At 39.9% G+C, this 17,237-nt stretch carries 17 protein-coding genes and 1 pseudogene; 13 read left to right on the top strand and 5 right to left on the bottom strand.

The window, feature by feature from the left end; genetic code table 11:
- The first annotated feature begins 541 nt into the window (after positions 1 to 541).
- Entirely contained in the window at positions 542 to 736 is a 195-nt protein-coding gene (locus QUF78_RS15290; protein ID WP_034307294.1) for a cold-shock protein, read from the top strand.
- A gap of 85 nt (positions 737 to 821) precedes the next feature.
- On the opposite strand, the gene QUF78_RS15285 is transcribed toward QUF78_RS15290, so the two are convergent.
- Positions 822 to 1,736, bottom strand: coding sequence for a YitT family protein (locus QUF78_RS15285; RefSeq protein WP_289325334.1), 915 nt, complete (start codon positions 1,734 to 1,736; stop codon positions 822 to 824).
- Positions 1,737 to 2,835: 1,099 nt separating this feature from the next.
- Between QUF78_RS15285 and QUF78_RS15280 the strand changes: the two genes are divergently transcribed.
- The 8 genes and pseudogenes from QUF78_RS15280 (at position 2,836) to QUF78_RS15245 (ending at position 9,247) form a co-directional block, all read left to right on the top strand.
- Positions 2,836 to 4,032, top strand: coding sequence for an MFS transporter (locus QUF78_RS15280; protein WP_289325333.1), 1,197 nt, complete (start codon positions 2,836 to 2,838; stop codon positions 4,030 to 4,032).
- A 207-nt stretch (positions 4,033 to 4,239) separates the two neighbouring features.
- Positions 4,240 to 4,387 (top strand): annotated as a pseudogene (locus tag QUF78_RS15275) (bile acid:sodium symporter family protein); the annotation flags it as partial.
- A gap of 242 nt (positions 4,388 to 4,629) precedes the next feature.
- Complete coding sequence (locus tag QUF78_RS15270; protein ID WP_289325332.1) at positions 4,630 to 5,421, top strand: SGNH/GDSL hydrolase family protein; 792 nt, start codon at positions 4,630 to 4,632, stop codon at positions 5,419 to 5,421.
- A complete protein-coding gene (locus tag QUF78_RS15265; protein ID WP_289325331.1) occupies positions 5,418 to 6,332 on the top strand; it encodes an ABC transporter ATP-binding protein in 915 nt (304 codons plus the stop codon). Before QUF78_RS15270 ends, QUF78_RS15265 begins: the two co-directional genes overlap by 4 nt.
- Positions 6,325 to 7,305, top strand: a complete 981-nt coding sequence (locus QUF78_RS15260) for an ABC transporter permease (RefSeq protein ID WP_289325330.1) — start codon at positions 6,325 to 6,327, stop codon at positions 7,303 to 7,305. Before QUF78_RS15265 ends, QUF78_RS15260 begins: the two co-directional genes overlap by 8 nt.
- 24 nt (positions 7,306 to 7,329) lie before the next feature.
- Positions 7,330 to 7,530, top strand: coding sequence for a hypothetical protein (locus tag QUF78_RS15255; RefSeq protein ID WP_289325329.1), 201 nt, complete (start codon positions 7,330 to 7,332; stop codon positions 7,528 to 7,530).
- A gap of 368 nt (positions 7,531 to 7,898) precedes the next feature.
- A complete protein-coding gene (locus QUF78_RS15250) occupies positions 7,899 to 8,735 on the top strand; it encodes an MBL fold metallo-hydrolase (RefSeq protein ID WP_289325328.1) in 837 nt (278 codons plus the stop codon).
- A gap of 80 nt (positions 8,736 to 8,815) precedes the next feature.
- Positions 8,816 to 9,247, top strand: coding sequence for a CBS domain-containing protein (locus tag QUF78_RS15245; protein ID WP_289316146.1), 432 nt, complete (start codon positions 8,816 to 8,818; stop codon positions 9,245 to 9,247).
- 41 nt (positions 9,248 to 9,288) lie between these two features.
- On the opposite strand, the gene QUF78_RS15240 is transcribed toward QUF78_RS15245, so the two are convergent.
- Positions 9,289 to 11,262 carry a S9 family peptidase gene (locus QUF78_RS15240; protein ID WP_289325327.1) on the bottom strand — a complete coding sequence of 658 codons (1,974 nt, stop codon included), beginning with the start codon at positions 11,260 to 11,262 and terminating at the stop codon, positions 9,289 to 9,291.
- 170 nt (positions 11,263 to 11,432) lie between these two features.
- Positions 11,433 to 11,753: a YckD family protein gene (locus QUF78_RS15235; protein WP_289325326.1), complete on the bottom strand. Its 321-nt coding sequence runs from the start codon at positions 11,751 to 11,753 to the stop codon at positions 11,433 to 11,435.
- A gap of 256 nt (positions 11,754 to 12,009) precedes the next feature.
- On the opposite strand from QUF78_RS15235, the gene QUF78_RS15230 reads away from it, so the two are divergent.
- Positions 12,010 to 12,156 carry a lmo0937 family membrane protein gene (locus QUF78_RS15230; protein WP_289316149.1) on the top strand — a complete coding sequence of 49 codons (147 nt, stop codon included), beginning with the start codon at positions 12,010 to 12,012 and terminating at the stop codon, positions 12,154 to 12,156.
- Between the two features lie 95 nt (positions 12,157 to 12,251).
- Here the strand turns inward: QUF78_RS15230 and QUF78_RS15225 are convergent, their stop codons facing one another.
- Positions 12,252 to 13,169 (bottom strand): NAD(P)/FAD-dependent oxidoreductase, encoded by a 918-nt coding sequence (locus tag QUF78_RS15225; protein WP_289325325.1) that lies wholly within the window; start codon positions 13,167 to 13,169, stop codon positions 12,252 to 12,254.
- Positions 13,170 to 13,859: 690 nt separating this feature from the next.
- Between QUF78_RS15225 and ltrA the strand changes: the two genes are divergently transcribed.
- Entirely contained in the window at positions 13,860 to 15,122 is a 1,263-nt protein-coding gene (gene ltrA, locus QUF78_RS15220; protein ID WP_289323229.1) for a group II intron reverse transcriptase/maturase, read from the top strand.
- Between the two features lie 89 nt (positions 15,123 to 15,211).
- On the opposite strand, the gene QUF78_RS15215 is transcribed toward ltrA, so the two are convergent.
- Positions 15,212 to 15,535, bottom strand: coding sequence for a catDE operon transcriptional regulator CatR (locus tag QUF78_RS15215; protein WP_252281196.1), 324 nt, complete (start codon positions 15,533 to 15,535; stop codon positions 15,212 to 15,214).
- 237 nt (positions 15,536 to 15,772) lie between these two features.
- Here QUF78_RS15215 and QUF78_RS15210 point away from each other — a divergent pair, with 237 nt between their 5' ends.
- Complete coding sequence (locus QUF78_RS15210) at positions 15,773 to 16,879, top strand: nitric oxide synthase oxygenase (protein WP_289325324.1); 1,107 nt, start codon at positions 15,773 to 15,775, stop codon at positions 16,877 to 16,879.
- Positions 16,880 to 16,943: 64 nt separating this feature from the next.
- Positions 16,944 to 17,213, top strand: coding sequence for a hypothetical protein (locus tag QUF78_RS15205; protein WP_289325323.1), 270 nt, complete (start codon positions 16,944 to 16,946; stop codon positions 17,211 to 17,213).
- Positions 17,214 to 17,237: the final 24 nt, after the last annotated feature.

The following is a 17,237-nucleotide window of genomic DNA, read 5'->3' as shown; positions in this document are numbered from 1 at the left end:
CTTTTTCCCAATTGGAATTACGGACGGTTTTAATTAATAAACATGTACTTACAAGCTTTTATCTGATTCTCGCAGGCACGGTCTAGGAACCGTATGGATGGGAGAGAGGCAGGGCTTTCATTGTTTTAGGTTTTGGCACTAAAATTACTCTCATGCTCGATTCGCTTTGAATTTTTCATCCGAACGAGCAAGAAGAACCATATGGAATGGATTCTTAAACGGCGCAGTCTCGATTATCTTGAAGGGTAAGTCAGAGACTGTGTTTCATTTTTTGATTAGGAAAACCGACATCTTTAGAATCTTACTCAAATATATAAAGCATATATATGATATAATGGTTACTGAGATATTAAAAATTCATGTCGTAATCTCAAGTTCCTACCACTAAAAAAAGTTTGGGTGTAAGAACAAGAATTAAATCTTAGATTTGCGAATGAGTATTTACTCACAATTTAGATTAGCCATCTATTCTTTTTTTATCTTTATGGCTTGTGATCTGTTATGCAGTACGGAGTCAATTCAATTCTAAGGAGTGAGATATATGTATAGAAGAAATAATACGGAAGAAATCATTCCTGAAGAAACAAAGGTGTGGGAATGTACATCAGAAGATTGCAAAGGTTGGATTCGCGATAACTTTACAAGTAATGATGAACACGTTTGTCCGTTATGTAGCAGCGAGATGAAACCCGGCACCAGAATGCTTCAAGCAATCAACAATCCAAGAAACTATTAAGTCTGTATAAAAAAAGCTGAAGGGAATCTCCCTTCAGCTTTTTTTATCTTTTTGTCAATTTGATTTAGCAAAAAGCAGGTGATGATTAGTGAATATCTTTTTTCTTGAAGCGACCGCCTCGAACTTCCGCGATATCCCCTACGGCAAGAAATGCAGAAGGATCGAAGCTTTTGACTATATCTTTAAGTTTAGCTTCCTCAAGCCTGTTTATTACACAAAAGATGACTTTTTTATCATCACCGGAATAAGCACCTTCGCCCGCTAAATAGGTTACGCCGCGACCAAGGCGATTCATTATGGCGTCGCCGATATCATCAAATTCATCACTGATAATCCAAACAAATTTGGATTCGTCCAAACCAGCGATGACGATATCCATCGTTTTATAAGCCACGAAGTAAGCTATAATCGAATACATGGCGCGATCCCACGAGAAAACGAAGCCAGCACTGCCAAGGATGAATAAATTAAAAAACATGACGATCTCCCCAACGGAAAAAGGGAGCTTTTTGCTAGCGAGTATAGCAAGTATTTCTGTACCATCCAATGAGCCGCCATATCGAATGACCATTCCAACACCAATGCCAAGAATCATTCCGCCGAAAGCGGACGCTAGGAGGATATCTTGAGTGAAAGCTGGTACGTGATGAAGCAATGTAGTGGTAATGGAAAGGACTAAAATCCCATACAGAGTAGATAATGCGAAGGTTTTTCCAATTTGTTTATAACCGATAAAAAAGAAAGGAAGATTCAATACGAAAAGAAAGATACCGAGTTTCCATCCAGTGATGTAAGATAACATAATCGATATTCCCGTTATGCCTCCGTCGATTACGTTATTCGGTACTAAAAAAATCTCGAGGCCGACAGCCATTAAAACTGCACCGATTGTAATTAAAAGACCTCTCTGTAATATTTGTCTTAGTGTTAATTTTTTATGCTGGGTCTTCTTTTGCATAATTTCTGTTGTACTTGCACCTGCCAGGTCTGACATAATCATGCCCCCCACTCCTTCTCTCTATAAAAGTTCTATTTAATTATAAACCTATAGGTATAATTAAATAAAGAAATTAACATTCTTAATTAATATATTCTTGAATAATTATTTTTGTTTTTGATAATGACCTGCAAGATGAAGCAGGTGTGAATGCTTGTCAATATCATGTATTTCTATTCTACTCTATACAAAAGAATAGTATTTCTCATTTTATTGATTTTATGAAAGAAACCTACATTTACTTGAGATATGGGGCTGAATGGGGGTGGGAAGTAAAAAACCTTTTAGGTACTATGAATTTCCATTACAATAAAGGAGAATGGAACGGTAGAGGTGGTCAAGAAAAAAAATGGAACATTCAATTGCGACTTCATTATACCTGTCCACTTCATGATTACAGTACTTTTGACGATAATGGCGTGGTATACGGCGTTGGATTTACTAACAACGTTATTTATACGATCCAGAAGTATTAACGCCTATAATATAGGGAGCTGCCGCTCTATGGGATTGGCTACTTGGACACTTGATTTTGTAGACATATTCACTCTCGATAATTCAATATTGACGGCATACAACTTTTCTACAATAATTTTTAGTTAGCATTAGCGATTGCTCTTGCAGGGTTTGGTTTTATTACATATCGTATAAAACAATACATGTACTGCAAATGTCTTTTTTGCGGTTTCATGTTTTCGATGGATATATTATCATTAAACACAGTTTGAAATTAAGCCCATTGTTGGTAAGTCAGTACGCTTTTCAATATCTTTAGTTTACTGTACTTAGAGGGGGAAAGTGCAAGTATCCTTAACCGAAATAGGAATTGGGATGCCGCCAGAGCAGCTTAAGAGACTGGGAGAACATTTTTTACAACGAAAAAATCTAATCTGGTAATGTATCAGGTCTCGTGATCAGCTTAAAATTATAGAAAGCCACCTTGGAAATGTCTTTGTCGAGAGCAGGTTTAATAAAGGTACTGTCTTTAATACGTGCTACCTATGAAATATGCCTTTTCAATTGGGAATCATGAAAATAATCCGGAGTTCGTTGAGATATAAGAAAACTTGAGGTAGAAGATGACTGCATGGGGGAACAGGATTTGGAAAAACAAAAGGATGCAAATATTATAAGCTTGAAGGTATTTTACTTATTTTCATTTTTTGCAGTGGGAAGTTTAACACCACTATTAAGCGTTTATTTAGCCAATGAGGCAGGTTTGTCCGGTATTGAAATAGGTACGATCATGTCTGTTGGACCGATAGTGATGATCGTTTTTCAACCTTTTTGGGGAATTGTCTGTGATTGGAGTGGAAGACCAGCAAAAATACTTGCAATGACATCGTTGCTTGCTGGTGTATTCGGATTAAGTTACTTGCTGTTTGATCACTATTTACTTATAGTATCCGTGGCAATAGCTTTGGCTATCTTTCAAAGTGCCATAATACCAGTATCAGATAGCATCACCCTTCAATATACAACAAGAATCAAAGCGAATTATGGAAAAATCCGTTTATTCGGTTCACTTGGTTACGGTGTAGCCGTTTTTGTAATGGGGAAATTATCGGAATCCTTCATTGGTCCTTCCGTTATATTTTATGCCTTTTTCTTCGGTCTAGTGATCGCGGCTCTTCTAGCTCTCCGGTTGCCCGAAGAGCCTCCTCGAGAAAAGGCAAAACTTTTCGGTGGTATGAAAGAATTGATCACAATGAAACGTTTCCTTATCTTTCTTGCTATAACGTTCTTGATTTTTGGTCCTAATCTTGCAAATAATGTATACTATGGTTTGTTTGTAGAGGCTAGAGGCGGGACATATACAGGAATTGGCATTGCGTTCCTTTTAGCAGTACTATCAGAAATTCCATTTATGAGAATGGCAGGTACCTGGATTCATAAAATAGGCCTGCTGCCAATTACCTTATTGGCTGGAACGGCTTCATTGATCCGCTGGGGTTTGTACTATACCGAACCAAGCTTGACTACCGTATATGTGACTTCGATCATTCAAGGGTTTTCACTTGGCTTATTCATTCCGGCAGCTTTACAATATATCCGGGAAGTCGTCCCGGCCCGTATAACAGTTACGGCAGTAACGCTTTATTCCGCCATTGGAAATGGATTGGGAAACTGGTTCAGTACTTTCAGTGGCGGGATAATCTTGGATAAATCAGGGATATATGCGGTGTATTTATTTTACGGTTCACTCACACTGATCGGGATGTTGCTCACAATATGGCTCATGAGGTTAGATAAAAACATAAAAGTAATGGGGAAAACCCCTGGTATATTAGAAAAATGATTTGAAAATATAACTATTAAAAAATTTTTCTTATGAAAGCAAGAGACCTCTTCACCTTCCATGGTGTAGGGGTCTTTTTTAATCGTCCATTTAAATGGATTGCTCCTTACATATACATTTTGCTTGGAATAATAATGTTTGATGGATCTCACTCTCTCGTTTAGTGATTTTAAAGCTGTTTTGAAGCAGCCAAATCCATTCGAAGATCAAAAAGCGATTTCCATTGAAGTGGGCATGCAAAACTCCGGTTTAGGTGCTACATTAGCGACAGCTCATTTTTCTCCACTAGCGGCGTCCCGAGTGCCATCTTAGTGTTTGGCATAATATTTCCGGGCCATTGCTAGCGACTTACTAGTCTAAAAGAGCAGACAAAATCAAAAAGAATTCCATGGTGGGACAGGAAACGATTAAACTGTAATTCAATAAAAGGCAGAATGGGTTTAGCTCCCTTTCTGCCTTTTTTATTAATAGGAGCAGCAGATTGGTGATTAGGATGATGGGGAGTACTATTTTTCGTATCAAGAGCAATCAGTTTTTTGTTTTTGGAAATAATATGATTTAATGGAAGATAGAGAATGGATGGAAGGATGAGTGTTATTGAGCAAACCAAAAGTGTTGGCCGCTACCATTGTATCAACTCTTATCGGATTGTTTTTTTTATTTTGCCTTGGATGGGCGATTATTGACCATTATGGAAAAAGGACTTCTGATATGGAAGCAATTGAAGAACCCCCCGTTAAAAAAGATCTGCCTGATGATTTTACCGTAGTGGCATTAGGTGATTCATTGACACGTGGCACAGGTGATGAAACAGGTAAAGGCTACGTTGGACTTGTTGTGGAAGATTTGAAGAGTGAATACGATAAAAAACCGCTCATTCATAACCTCGGAATTAATGGACAAGTGTCTAAAGAATTGGTACAGCAAGTGAAACAACCGGAAGTGAAGCGCCAAATACAGGCAGCTGATGTTATTTTAGTTACAATCGGAGGCAACGATTTATTTCAAAAAGGCCAGACCCTGCTTGATTATGATAGTGGAGCTATATCTGAATCACAAAAGAATTACTTGGTAAATTTACATGAAATTTTTAAAGATATCAATAATGTCAATGATACAGCTACCATTTTATTGCTTGGCCTGTATAATCCATTTATAGATTTGGATGAGGACATTGATACGAACCGGATCGTGCGGGACTGGAATAATGAAACGGCAGAAGTCGTGGCTCTTTATAAAAATGCTATTTTCGTTCCTACGTTTGATTTATTTCAATTGTCGGTAAATGAGTATTTGTATTCAGATAAATTTCACCCAAATAAGAAGGGATATCGGTTAATTGCTGATAGGGTTGCTCCTTTAATAAAATGGGAGGATGAGGAACGATGAAACAAGTGACATTATCCGTTAAGGGCTTGAAAAAAAAGATTGGCAAAAGGGAAATTATAAAAGGAATAGATTTTGAGCTGATTGAAGGTGAGGTTTTCGGTTTTTTAGGACCGAATGGAGCCGGTAAGACGACGACGATCCGCATGTTGGTTGGTTTGATTAGGCCATCCTCCGGTTCCATCCATATATGCGGGTATGATGTTCGTCAGGAATTTACGAAGGCAATGAAGCAAATGGGCTGCATCGTTGAAAATCCAGAGTTATACCCATTTTTGAGCGGGTGGGATAATTTGCTCCACTTTGCAAGGATGTTACCTGGAGTTGATGAAACAAGAATGATCGAGGTAATAGAACTTGTCGGTCTGCAAGCCAGAATTCATGATAAAGTGAAGACCTATTCCTTAGGTATGAGGCAGCGACTAGGAATCGCGCAGGCAATGCTGAATAGCCCTAAACTGTTGATTTTGGATGAACCGACCAACGGTCTAGATCCTGCTGGAATCCGTGAAATGCGACAATTCATCAGAAAGTTGGCTGAAGAAGAAGGTATGAGTGTTCTGGTTTCTTCACACTTATTAGGTGAAATACAGCAACTTTGTGACCGGGTCGCAATTATTAAAAGTGGGGAAATTATTAAAACGGATACAGTGGAAAGCCTATTATCCACGCAAGAGCGGATGATTTGGAGGCTGGAGCCTATACAAAAGGGAGCGGAAATCCTTAGCGGTTTCACCGATATTACCTTAGATCAGGAGTATATCATTACAGCATATGACGAAATCAAAACACCCGAATGGAATGCTGCACTTAACCAAGCAGGGGTGAGGGTGCATGAAATGAATCGGAAGCTCCCGGGATTGGAAGAGTTATTTTTACAAGTTACCGGTGTCGGAGGTGCAGGTATTGAATAACCTGATTCAAAATGAAATGATGAAGTTGCTGGCAAAGAAACGGTTAATCATAATAGGTATCATCGTCGGAATTTTAGTGTTGATGTTTACATATGCCCAATACAAGCAAGTGCAAGAGCAGCGGGAGAAGTTGGGAACTGATGATTGGCGTGCCTCCCTTCAGCAGCAAATCATCGATACCCAAAATCGGTTGGGCTCAAATAGGATGCTGGATGAGTGGCGGGAACAGCTGGAAGTAAGTCTGAAACAACAGCAATATTACCTGGATCATGACATCAACCCCTCAGAACCAGGCGCAGCTACTTTTACACGCATGTTTTTGGAAAATGCAATTGATTTATTCATTCCGCTGTTGATCATGATCGTGGCAAGTGATTTGGTTTCTTCCGAAAATAGTCAAGGTACGATCAAACTTCTGCTAACACGGCCAGTGGAGCGCTGGAAAATCTTATTGAGCAAATATGTAACATTATTATTGTCGGTTTCAATTATCGTGGCGATGACAGCCATATTGTCGTATTTGTTATCAGGAATCGTTTTTGGGTATCAAGGATGGGGGGCACCCGTAATAACCGGATTCGAATTGAAGGGTGCTGATGTGGATGTCAGTCAAGTAAGGTTGGTTGAACAATGGAAATTCCTATTGATGGATATGGGGCTTGTCTGGCTGGTGGCGGTAGTTGTAGGGACCCTTTCTTTCATGCTTTCGGTTTTAGTGCGAAGCACTCCTGCAGGTATGGGCATCATGCTGGCTGCATTGATTTCCGGGGCAATATTGAACAATATGGTGTCATCATGGGAATCAGCTAAATATTTCTTCATGGTGAATTTGAAATTGACCGCTTATATTAGCGGGACGGCTCCACCGATAGAAGGGATGACCTTATTATCCTCCGTCATTACTTTGCTCGTTTGGTGGGTGGTTGCATTAATTGTATCTTTTTCAGTATTTACCCGGAGGGATGTATACTAATAGGCAGCCTATATAATATATAGGTTGTTTCAGTTTGTTGTCAAAAGGGGATTCAGAAGTGTCGCACCCCGAACCATGTATTTAAAAGAAGACTCGGTTTTATCGCAAGCCGAGACTCCGCTAGATGCTTGCGCCGAGGAGGCTTGGCAGATAGTCGGCGGAAAGGGAGTGGATTTAGTGGTGGACCGCGAAATAAATGTTCTGGAATCGGGAATGATGAGGTGAAGGTCGAAAAAGATCGAGAGCTGCCGAAAAAAGTGCGTTTGAGATCGAAAATGTTCGTGTACAGCCGAAAAAAGTTAGCCTGAAATAACTGCAATATAATTTTTTATCGTTTTATATGAACTGAAAAACTCACTGGATTGAAGAAATATGCGACACTCCTGCCGAATAACTGGCTAGCCGAGACCCCACAGGCGCTTGCGCCGAGGAGGCTTGGCAGGCAGTCGGCGGAAAGGGAGCGGATTTCTGTAATCATCTGCAACTTTTAAAAAAAACTGCTGAAACAGCCTATATAAATTATAGGTTGTTTTTTATTTTCTTTTACAGGGTATCCTTTAAAAAACAGTATGTTCAAATTAGGAGGGTCATAAATGGATGATAATCATTTGAATGAAAAATTCCTGCCAATGACTTCAGTTTCCAGTGGAGATGTCCAGATTGTAAAAGAGGATATATATTGTCTGCCCGTCCAAATCGTTAATGTAATTTTTGTAGGCTCACCCAAAGATGAAAAATGGGTATTGATAGATGCAGGTATGCCCCGTTCAGCAGAGGTAATAAAGAAAGCTGCTGAAGATATCTACGGGCCAGATCATCCACCTGCTGCCATTATTTTGACACATGGACATTTCGATCATGTTGGTGCATTGATTGAGTTAATGGAGTACTGGAACGCTCCTGTTTATGCCCACATTAAAGAAATGCCTTATTTAACGGGACAGGAAAATTATCCTGAACCAGATTCCACTGTTGAAGGGGGGATGGTTGCCAAGATTTCTTGGATATTTCCGAATGAGGGAATCAACCTGGATGAAAAAGTTCAGCCATTGCCTGAGGATCATAGTGTTCCCGAGCTTTCCGGTTGGAAATGGGTTCACACCCCGGGCCATTCTAAAGGACATATTTCACTTTTCCGGGAAAGTGACCGAAGTCTGATTGCTGGAGATGCTTTTGTGAATGTTAGGCAAGATTCACTATATAAGGTCATTACACAGGAGAAAGAAATAGCAGGCCCGCCACGGTATTTGACAACAGATTGGGAGGTTGCCAAGGAATCGGTAAGGTTGTTGGATAGTCTTAAACCGGCTGTCGCTGTAACGGGTCACGGGTATCCTGTTGAAGGGGAAGAACTGGAAATGGGTTTATCAAGGCTTGCTAATGAATTCGATTCATTGGCTAAACCGGATCACGGGAAATATGTGGATTGAATCGTGTTTGTGTTTGATGAATAATTTTGCTTGAGAAGTCAAAAATAAACAAGCAACTTATGAAAAATGGAGGGATATCCTTGACTACATTAAGAGATATTATGACAACAGACGTGGACTGTTGCACTGTGGAAGATAATATATATGAAGCAGCAGTCAAAATGAAGGATGATGATGTTGGTGTCATTCCTGTATTGGAGAATAACCATTTAGTTGGTGTCATTACAGACAGGGATATCGTTATCCGCTGTGTTGCCGAGAAAAAGCCGAATTCGACTAGAATTACCGATGTTATTTCCACGGATCTTGTAACAGGCACCCCTGATATGTCAGTGGAGCAAGCTGAGGAGTTAATGAGTACTGAACAAATCAGAAGGCTTCCTATAATTGAAAATGACAAGCTGGTCGGAGTCGTGGCATTAGGTGACCTAGCTGTACACAATCAGACAAATTCAATGGCGGGAAATGCACTAAGCTCAATTTCCGAGGACAGAGATCAAATCCAACACTAAAACGAAACTCTGTTAGCCAAAGCTAACAGAGTTTCGTTCTTTTAAAAATATTTATTGAACCATCCTTTTATTTCTTCTACATGTTGCAAGCGCATTTTGGGGGATCCGCTTCGTGATACTTCATGAGTTTCATCCGGGAAGGAGACAAGTACCGCTTCTTTATTTTGCCGTTTTAAAGCAACAAAAAATTGCTCGCTCTGTTCAATGGGACAACGGAAATCCTTTTCACCGTGAAGTAAAAGTAAAGGGGTATTCACATTGGCAACATATTTTAAAGGTGAGTGCTGCCACAATTTTTCAGCAGAGTTAACGATATCGCCGCCTATTTCCCACTCGGTAAAATAATAGCCAATGTCACTGACACCATAAAAACTTAGCCAGTTACTAATGCAACGCTGAGTCACAGCAGCCTTGAAACGGTTGGTATGACCAATAATCCAATTAGTCATGAACCCTCCATAACTGCCACCGCATACCCCCAAATCTTCATGCTCAATAAAATCATACGTTGCTAAAACATGGTCAACTCCAGCCATTAAGTCCTTATAGTCCATGCCTCCATAATCGCCTCGGCATGCATTTACGAAATCTTGACCATATCCCACACTCCCACGCGGATTAGTGAACAACACAGTGTACCCTTCATTAGCCAAGGTCTGGAATTCGTGAACATAGGTATTGGCATACATCGCATGCGGACCGCCGTGGATTTCTAAAATGAGTGGATATTTTTGATTTTCATTAAAATCGGTCGGTCTCATGATCCAGCCATGGATGGTAAGTCCATCAACAGATGGAAAAGTAATGGGTTCAGCCATGGACAAATGTTTTTCCTTTAAAAAATCTTCATTAACAAAACTGATTTGTTCTTTTTCCCCATTAGTAAGGTTATAGGCAAAGAGGTCACCTGGATGAACAGGTGTACTAATCGCCACGACGGCACGATGGCTTTCGGGATCTATAGTCAGTCCGTATATATGCTGCGGATCAAGTATGGATGGATACATAGCTCCTTCAATGGAACCATAATATACTCCAGTATTTCCGTAATCGCTTATTAAAAAGTAAAAGCCTTGGCTATCGTTTGTCCATAAAATGCCTGGGTCGACTGCTCCGATTTGGAAATCCCCAATAGCTGAATCTCCAATTTGAACATCCCAACCATCGGTTAAACACTGAATCGATTGATCCAATATGGAGTACAACCAAATATTTGAAAAGGTGGCACCGGCAAAATCTTTATTATGGCCAATGAAGGAAAGGTATTCGCCATTTGGAGACCACTTCGGATCTCTAAAGAAACCTGTACTATCCGTTATCTTCTGAAGAGAGTTCGTTTCAAGGGCCATGATGAATATATCAGAAAATAGTTCAACATCACTTTTTTCTGCATCCCCGCTTATGAATGCAATATGCTGACCGTCAGGGGACCATGCGTTCGGGTGGTGATCGATATTGTTTTCCGTTAGCAATATAAATTCGTCATTAAAAACATTCACTATTACGAGCTGCTGATATAATTCATCGAAATAACCTCTACCATCCCATTTGTACTTAATCCGGTCATACCTATGAACTTCATTGGACAAATCATTTTCCTTGACCGTATTAAGGTTTTCGCCCTCTTTTAGCCCGGTAGAAAGCAAAAGCTTGGTGGAACAAGGAGACCAAATAGGTTTGGTTACTCCGTTAACGAAATGGGTCAGCTGGCGAGCTTCCCCACCAATGCTCCCAATGATATGGACTTGCTTTTTTCCAGATCTGTCTGATAAAAAGGCGATATGTTTGCCGTCCGGTGACCAGGCAGGTGATGTATCACGATTATCCCCAAACGTCCATTGCTTTGTTTCATTCGTAATCAGGCTGAACATAAATAGATTGGAAATGTATTTTTCCGTTTTTTCATCAATTCTAGTTTGGACAAAAACCGCCATGCTGCCATCCGGTGATAGCTTTGGGTCGGTCACTGATTTCAAGTGAAATAAGTCTCTTGCTGTAATACCTATTTTGTTCATCCTTTTCACCCTTTCATTTCTCATAGTTATGTATTTCGCTATAGGGAAATATAAATCCTTTAGTAAATGGTAAACGCGTAAGGTTTATTTATCAAGGACGAAAGAAATGAAAAAAAATCCGGCCATTTTATTGGACGGATTATCATGCTATATAGGTAAAGAACATAGAATCACTTATGCATGTGTCGTGTATGTGGACGGTGCGGAGGAATTTGAAAATTATGTTCTTCCATCATTTTATAATGTTTTTCAAAATGTGAAACCATTTTATCGGCTTCTTCTTTCGAAAGCGCGCCATACTCCACATATTTTTCAATCAATTTCTTTTTGTCCGCGAGTATCTGCTTTTGGATCTTGGCGATTTCCGATTTTTGAGCATCAGTGAATTGTACACTTTCCGGTTTTGTTTTATTTTCCTGTGCAAACGGGTGATCCAGGTTAACTAAGAATAGGGAACAGGCTGTTAAACAGATCAGTAAAAACTTTTTCATGAATGAACGACTCCTTCTTTAGTTTTTGCCTAACTTCAAAGATCTGTAGTTCTTCCTTAAGGGGTTATCAATTGGAAGATTCCTTAATTATTTATTATCATTTACAGCATTTACAGTTTTATGTAATATTTTTGGGTTCACCCACTAAAGGGTTTGTTACAGAAAGATATGGGTAATTTAAATATAAGCTGAAAATTTTGAAGGAACTTCTCATTATGAAAGATCGAATATGAGAAGGGAAGGAAAGGAGATTATTATGCTTTGGACAATTATTGGTGCAATAATATTATTATGGGTTCTTGGTTTAGTCTTTAAAGTGGCTGCAGGCTTTATACATATCTTGCTTATCATCGCGGTCATTCTCATTCTGGTCAATGTTTTTAAAGGTAGGAAACGAATGTAGATTAATAAAAGAAGGCTTAGACAAAAAAGTTTATTAATATGAATGAAAAAGGCGGCCTGGTAAACAGGTCGCCCTTTGAATATTCCAAAAGGTTGTTAATCATAAGGAAGTGGCTGTCCCATCAGTCTCTTATGAATCCAAATAGCTGCTTGGGTCCCGTCCCCCATCGATATGGTGACTTGTTCGGAATGGGCAACAAGGTCGCCGCCAGCCCAGACTCCTTTAATATTCGTTTCTTTAGTGCGGGGATGAATCACGACATGATTGTTTTCGTTTACTTGCACACCTAATTGTATGGCGAGGCCATTATTGAGTTTGTTCCCTTTAAATGCAGTGAATGCCTTTTCAGCTTCAATTATTTTACCAGAAACTAATTGTATTGCGGTTAACTGCTGTTTGGCATCTATATGAACCTCTACGACTTCCTCTTCAAATACGGGAATCTGGTTCTCCTTTAACTTTTCCCGATACTTATCATCAATTTTTGATTTCAAGTGATTTACGTAAATGATATCTTTTGACCAATATAGTAGAGTAAGGGCCATACCTGCACCTGTATTTCCGCCTCCTAGGACCACGGTTTGCTTATCCATGATCTCATACCCATCACAGTCAGGGCATATATAAGTGGATGTCCCAAGAGTTGGATAGATGTTTTTGATTGGAGGGATGTTATCAGTGATGCCAGTACCGAGAAAAATCATTTTTGCTTGATATTCCATGTCATTCTTTGTTTGGATAAAAAACTTGTCCTGCTTTTTTTCAAGTGATGTCACAGTATCATCGAAGAATTCGACACCGAATTTTTCTGCGTGCTGTCTGCCCAGAGTCCTTAATTGTTTGCCGCTTACCCCGTCTGGCCACCCAAGAATGTTATGGTAAGCCTTTGCTATGGAAGAGCGGCCTTGAGCAGAATCAATGACGATAATATCATGTTTATATCTTCCGAGCTGGATAGCTGCCTGAATACCGGCTATACCGCCACCAATAATAATGCAATCTGCTTGCTTCATGAATTCACCGCCCATACAATTTGGAATAACCCTAGTGTTATTCTATCTGTAAAAAATATACCACTTGTCGCAGGCGCTTAAACAAATGCAAGATATAAAAAAAGGGAAAGTCCGCCAGCTGGCGACCTTTCCCCCTTTTCGTGCGCCCGGCATGGGTGCAATCTATAGGGTGTGAGTCCCGAACCATGAAGGCAGTAGTAATGGTTAGCTTAATGCAAGGGTGTCCATGGTGACGTGGAATCTGAAGGAAGCAAGCGGCAAACCTCCGGTCTGAGGAACACGAACTTCATATAAGGCTAGGTATCATTGGATGAGTTTGCGAAACAAAACAAAGTCCTTACTGCCGAAGGTGGTACAGAGTAAATGAAGCAGATAGATGGAGGGAAAGATTGCACTCTTACCCGGGGAGGTCTGATGACAGCCAAGTACACTTGGTAACCTGTCCAGTGATGGACAGCTGAATCATCAGAAGTCAGCAGAGGTCATAGTACTTGTCTACTCGAGAAGATAAGGAAGGACCGAACAGATTAAGGAGGATGAATACTAGGCGTTCGTTATCTGCGAAGAAGCAAACAATTCCTAACGGAACTTATTTGAAGGAAGAAGTGGTGAATACACGGGGAACTTCAAAAGGGTGGAGCAGATAAAGGCACAAATAGACCATTTATCCACGTAGAAAGGATATCAACGATGTTAATGGAACAGATACTAGAGAGGGAAAACTTAATACAGGCATTGAAGCGTGTAGAAAGAAATAAGGGAAGCCATGGTGTAGATGGAATGCCGGTTCAAAACCTGAGACCGCACCTCGCAACTGAATGGTACAACATGAAAACTGCCCTTTTACAGGGTACCTATCAACCGCAGCCCGTCCGTCGTATCGAAATCCCGAAACCAAACGGCGGAGTTCGGCTATTGGGTATTCCAACCGTTCTAGACCGTTTCATTCAACAAGCCATTGCCCAAATATTAACCAGGATATATGACTCAACCTTTTCGGAGAATAGCTATGGTTTTCGCCCTAACAAACAAGGGCACCAGGCGGTTCGAAAGGCAAAGTCCTATATAACCGAAGGTTATACATGGGTAGTGGATATGGACTTGGAGAAGTTCTTCGATAAAGTGAATCATGACAAGCTCATGGGAATGTTAGAGCGGAAAATTGAAGATAAACGAGTTCTCAAACTGATTCGTAGATTCCTTCAAGCAGGCATTATGATAGGCGGACTTTTTCATAAAAGTGAGGAGGGAACTCCGCAAGGAGGTCCGTTAAGTCCTTTATTATCTAATATCATGTTAGACGATTTAGATAAAGAACTAGAGAAACGCAATCTTCGATTCGTAAGGTATGCGGATGACAGTACTATCTTTGTGAAGACACGAAAAGCCGCCAAACGTGCAATGGGAAATATCTCAAGCTTCATTGAAAATAAACTGAAGCTAAAGGTCAACTACGAGAAGTCGAAGTATGATCGCCCTTGGAACAGAACGTTTCTCGGTTTTAGTTTCACGAAGTCAAAGAAGAACCCGAAGGTTCTACTGGCTAAACAAACGGTGAAGAGAGTAAAGAAACGAATCAGGGAAATGACCTCGAGAAAATTACCGAAACCCATGAAACTCCGAATAAATAAGTTAAAGCAATACCTTAGAGGTTGGATGGGTTATTTCGCCCTCATTGATACTCCGAACGTTTTGAAGAATTTAGATTCATGGATTCGAAGAAGACTCAGGATGTGCCTATGGAAGCAATGGAAATTGCCAAGAACGAGAGTGAGGAAACTCAAAGGATTAGGCGCCCCATTTGGAAAAGCGTATGAATGGGGAAATAGCAGAAAGGGTTATTGGCGCATAGCGCATAGTCCTATTCTAGACAAAACCCTTAATAATGTTTATTGGCACCACCAAGGGTTAGTAAATCTATATGAACGATATACAAAACTACGTCAGACTTAAACTGAACCGCCGTATACCGAACGGTATGTACGGTGGTGTGAGAGGTCGGAGGCTAGGCGCCTCCTCCTACTCGATTTCAAATGCCTATTTCATTGATTCTGTATTGGTTCGAGCCATTCTTGTGCCCATTTTTGGATTTCGTTCATTACCGGTGCAAGAGCCTTGCCTTTTTCAGTTAAAGAATATTCAATCCTGACCGGTGTCTCTGGATATACGTCCCTTTTTACAATGCCTTCAATTTCCAAGTCCTTTAAACGTTCAGAAAGAATCCTGCCGCTGATCGGGAAGGCAGATTCAATATTACAAAACCGTTGAGGGCCATTAAGCAATTGATTGACAATCAATCCAGTCCAGCGTTTACTCAAGATTTGCATTCCTTTTTCAAAGCGTGGACAAAGTGTCGTATTATTCATCATATCACCCCATTATTATTATATTATAATGCATTTACCTCTTAGGTAACAACTTTACCGATTATTATTTAGTTACTAGAGATGTTATGGTATAAGAAATTTATAAGCTTACTTTAAGTATCAACAAAAAAATTCCGCCTCGGAATTGCCACATTTTAAAAAGATATGCTCTTTAAAAAATGTGTTCATTTAGAGATACTATGAAAAATATGTTACTTTATTATGGAAGTCAAAGTTATGCAAATGGAAGGATCCGTGGGAAAGATGAGTGATTTACTGCAAGAGGCCTTATCCTTTATCAGGACAAGCTATCCGGAATTGTTGAAAACGGAAGAGGAAATAAATGACAGGGTTGAACAAATCAAAAGGGAAATTAATGAAACAGACAGATATGAACATACATATGAAGAATTAGTATATGGTGCTAAATTAGCTTGGCGTAATAGTAATCGCTGCATCGGTCGCTTTTTTTGGGAGTCGCTGAGGGTGATTGATAAAAGGATGATTCAAAGCGAACAAGAAATTGTATCGGCTCTGTATGAGCATATCGACTTTGCTACGAATAATGGAAACATCAGGCCAGTGATTACAATTTTCAAACAGAAAGATCATGATGGGAAATTGGATATTTGGAATCATCAGCTTATTCGTTATGCTGGATATGAGACGGAAAATGGTGTAATTGGCGATTCAAGTTCAATAGAATTCACTAAGAAATGTATGGCATTGGGATGGGAAGGGAAATTTGGACCTTTCGATATATTACCCATTGTAGTCCAATTGGAAGGGAAAACGCCTAATTTTCATGAAATTCCTGAAAGTCTCGTTAAAGAAGTGCCAATCACACACCCGGAGCTTAAATGGTTCAAAGATCTTCAAATCAAATGGTATGCAGTTCCAATCATTTCTGGTATGAGGCTAGAAATTGGCGGTATTACCTATTCAGCTGCACCATTTAATGGGTGGTACATGGGAACGGAGATTGGTGCCAGAAACCTTGCTGATGAAGAACGCTACAATATGCTTCCAGCAATCGGGGAGAGGATGGGCTTGGATATTAAGCGTGATTCGACTTTATGGAAAGATCGAGCCTTGATCGAACTGAATGATGCCGTCCTACATTCGTTTAAAAAACATGGAGTCAGCATTGTTGATCATCATACTGCAGCTAAACAATTCAAGAAATTCGAAGAAAAAGAAACTTCTTGTGACCGGAAAGTAACAGGGGACTGGACATGGTTAATTCCACCGGTGTCTCCAGCTACGACGCACGTTTTTCATAAGCCGTATGACAATGAAATAATGAAACCTAATTTCTTTTATCAAAAGCCTCCATATAAATAAAGGTTTACATTAACTGGCATCGGGTATATATATATTAATCCAATAAAAAAGGGGGAAGGTAATGATGGCATTAGGAAGAAACGCATTATTACTAGGAGTCGGAGTTGCCGGAGTCTCATTTTTATCAAGTAAAACGAACAGAGTAAAAGTGAAGGGCGTATGGTCCAATGCAAAAGATAAGACATTAAGCTTTTGGAATAGGAAGGCTTCAGAGCTAGACCCTGTAATTGAAAAGGCAGGTCACCCTGATCCATATGATCATGAAGATAATAAAATGGTAGATGAAGGCGCCATGTATGGTGTTCACTATTATAATAATGCAAAGCATGGATAATCAAAAATCGCTTGGGGATTCCCA

The sequence above is a fragment of the Peribacillus sp. ACCC06369 genome, assembly GCF_030348945.1.
Lineage (GTDB): Bacteria > Bacillota > Bacilli > Bacillales > DSM-1321 > Peribacillus.
The sequence above is the reverse complement of the archived record's forward strand: the minus strand, read 5'-3'. Positions and strand labels throughout refer to the sequence as shown.

What these genes read in the sequence shown, in the direction of transcription:
- QUF78_RS15225 (WP_289325325.1), bottom strand. Translation starts at nt 13,169, where the DNA reads ATGAAGCAAGCAGATTGCATTATTATTGGTGGCGGTATAGCCGGTATT.
- QUF78_RS15205 (WP_289325323.1), top strand. Translation starts at nt 16,944, where the DNA reads ATGGCATTAGGAAGAAACGCATTATTACTAGGAGTCGGAGTTGCCGGA.
- QUF78_RS15230 (WP_289316149.1), top strand. Translation starts at nt 12,010, where the DNA reads ATGCTTTGGACAATTATTGGTGCAATAATATTATTATGGGTTCTTGGT.
- QUF78_RS15240 (WP_289325327.1), bottom strand. Translation starts at nt 11,262, where the DNA reads ATGAACAAAATAGGTATTACAGCAAGAGACTTATTTCACTTGAAATCA.
- QUF78_RS15285 (WP_289325334.1), bottom strand. Translation starts at nt 1,736, where the DNA reads ATGATTATGTCAGACCTGGCAGGTGCAAGTACAACAGAAATTATGCAA.
- QUF78_RS15235 (WP_289325326.1), bottom strand. Translation starts at nt 11,753, where the DNA reads ATGAAAAAGTTTTTACTGATCTGTTTAACAGCCTGTTCCCTATTCTTA.
- QUF78_RS15265 (WP_289325331.1), top strand. Translation starts at nt 5,418, where the DNA reads ATGAAACAAGTGACATTATCCGTTAAGGGCTTGAAAAAAAAGATTGGC.
- QUF78_RS15210 (WP_289325324.1), top strand. Translation starts at nt 15,773, where the DNA reads ATGCAAATGGAAGGATCCGTGGGAAAGATGAGTGATTTACTGCAAGAG.
- QUF78_RS15290 (WP_034307294.1), top strand. Translation starts at nt 542, where the DNA reads ATGTATAGAAGAAATAATACGGAAGAAATCATTCCTGAAGAAACAAAG.
- QUF78_RS15250 (WP_289325328.1), top strand. Translation starts at nt 7,899, where the DNA reads ATGGATGATAATCATTTGAATGAAAAATTCCTGCCAATGACTTCAGTT.
- QUF78_RS15215 (WP_252281196.1), bottom strand. Translation starts at nt 15,535, where the DNA reads ATGAATAATACGACACTTTGTCCACGCTTTGAAAAAGGAATGCAAATC.
- ltrA (WP_289323229.1), top strand. Translation starts at nt 13,860, where the DNA reads ATGTTAATGGAACAGATACTAGAGAGGGAAAACTTAATACAGGCATTG.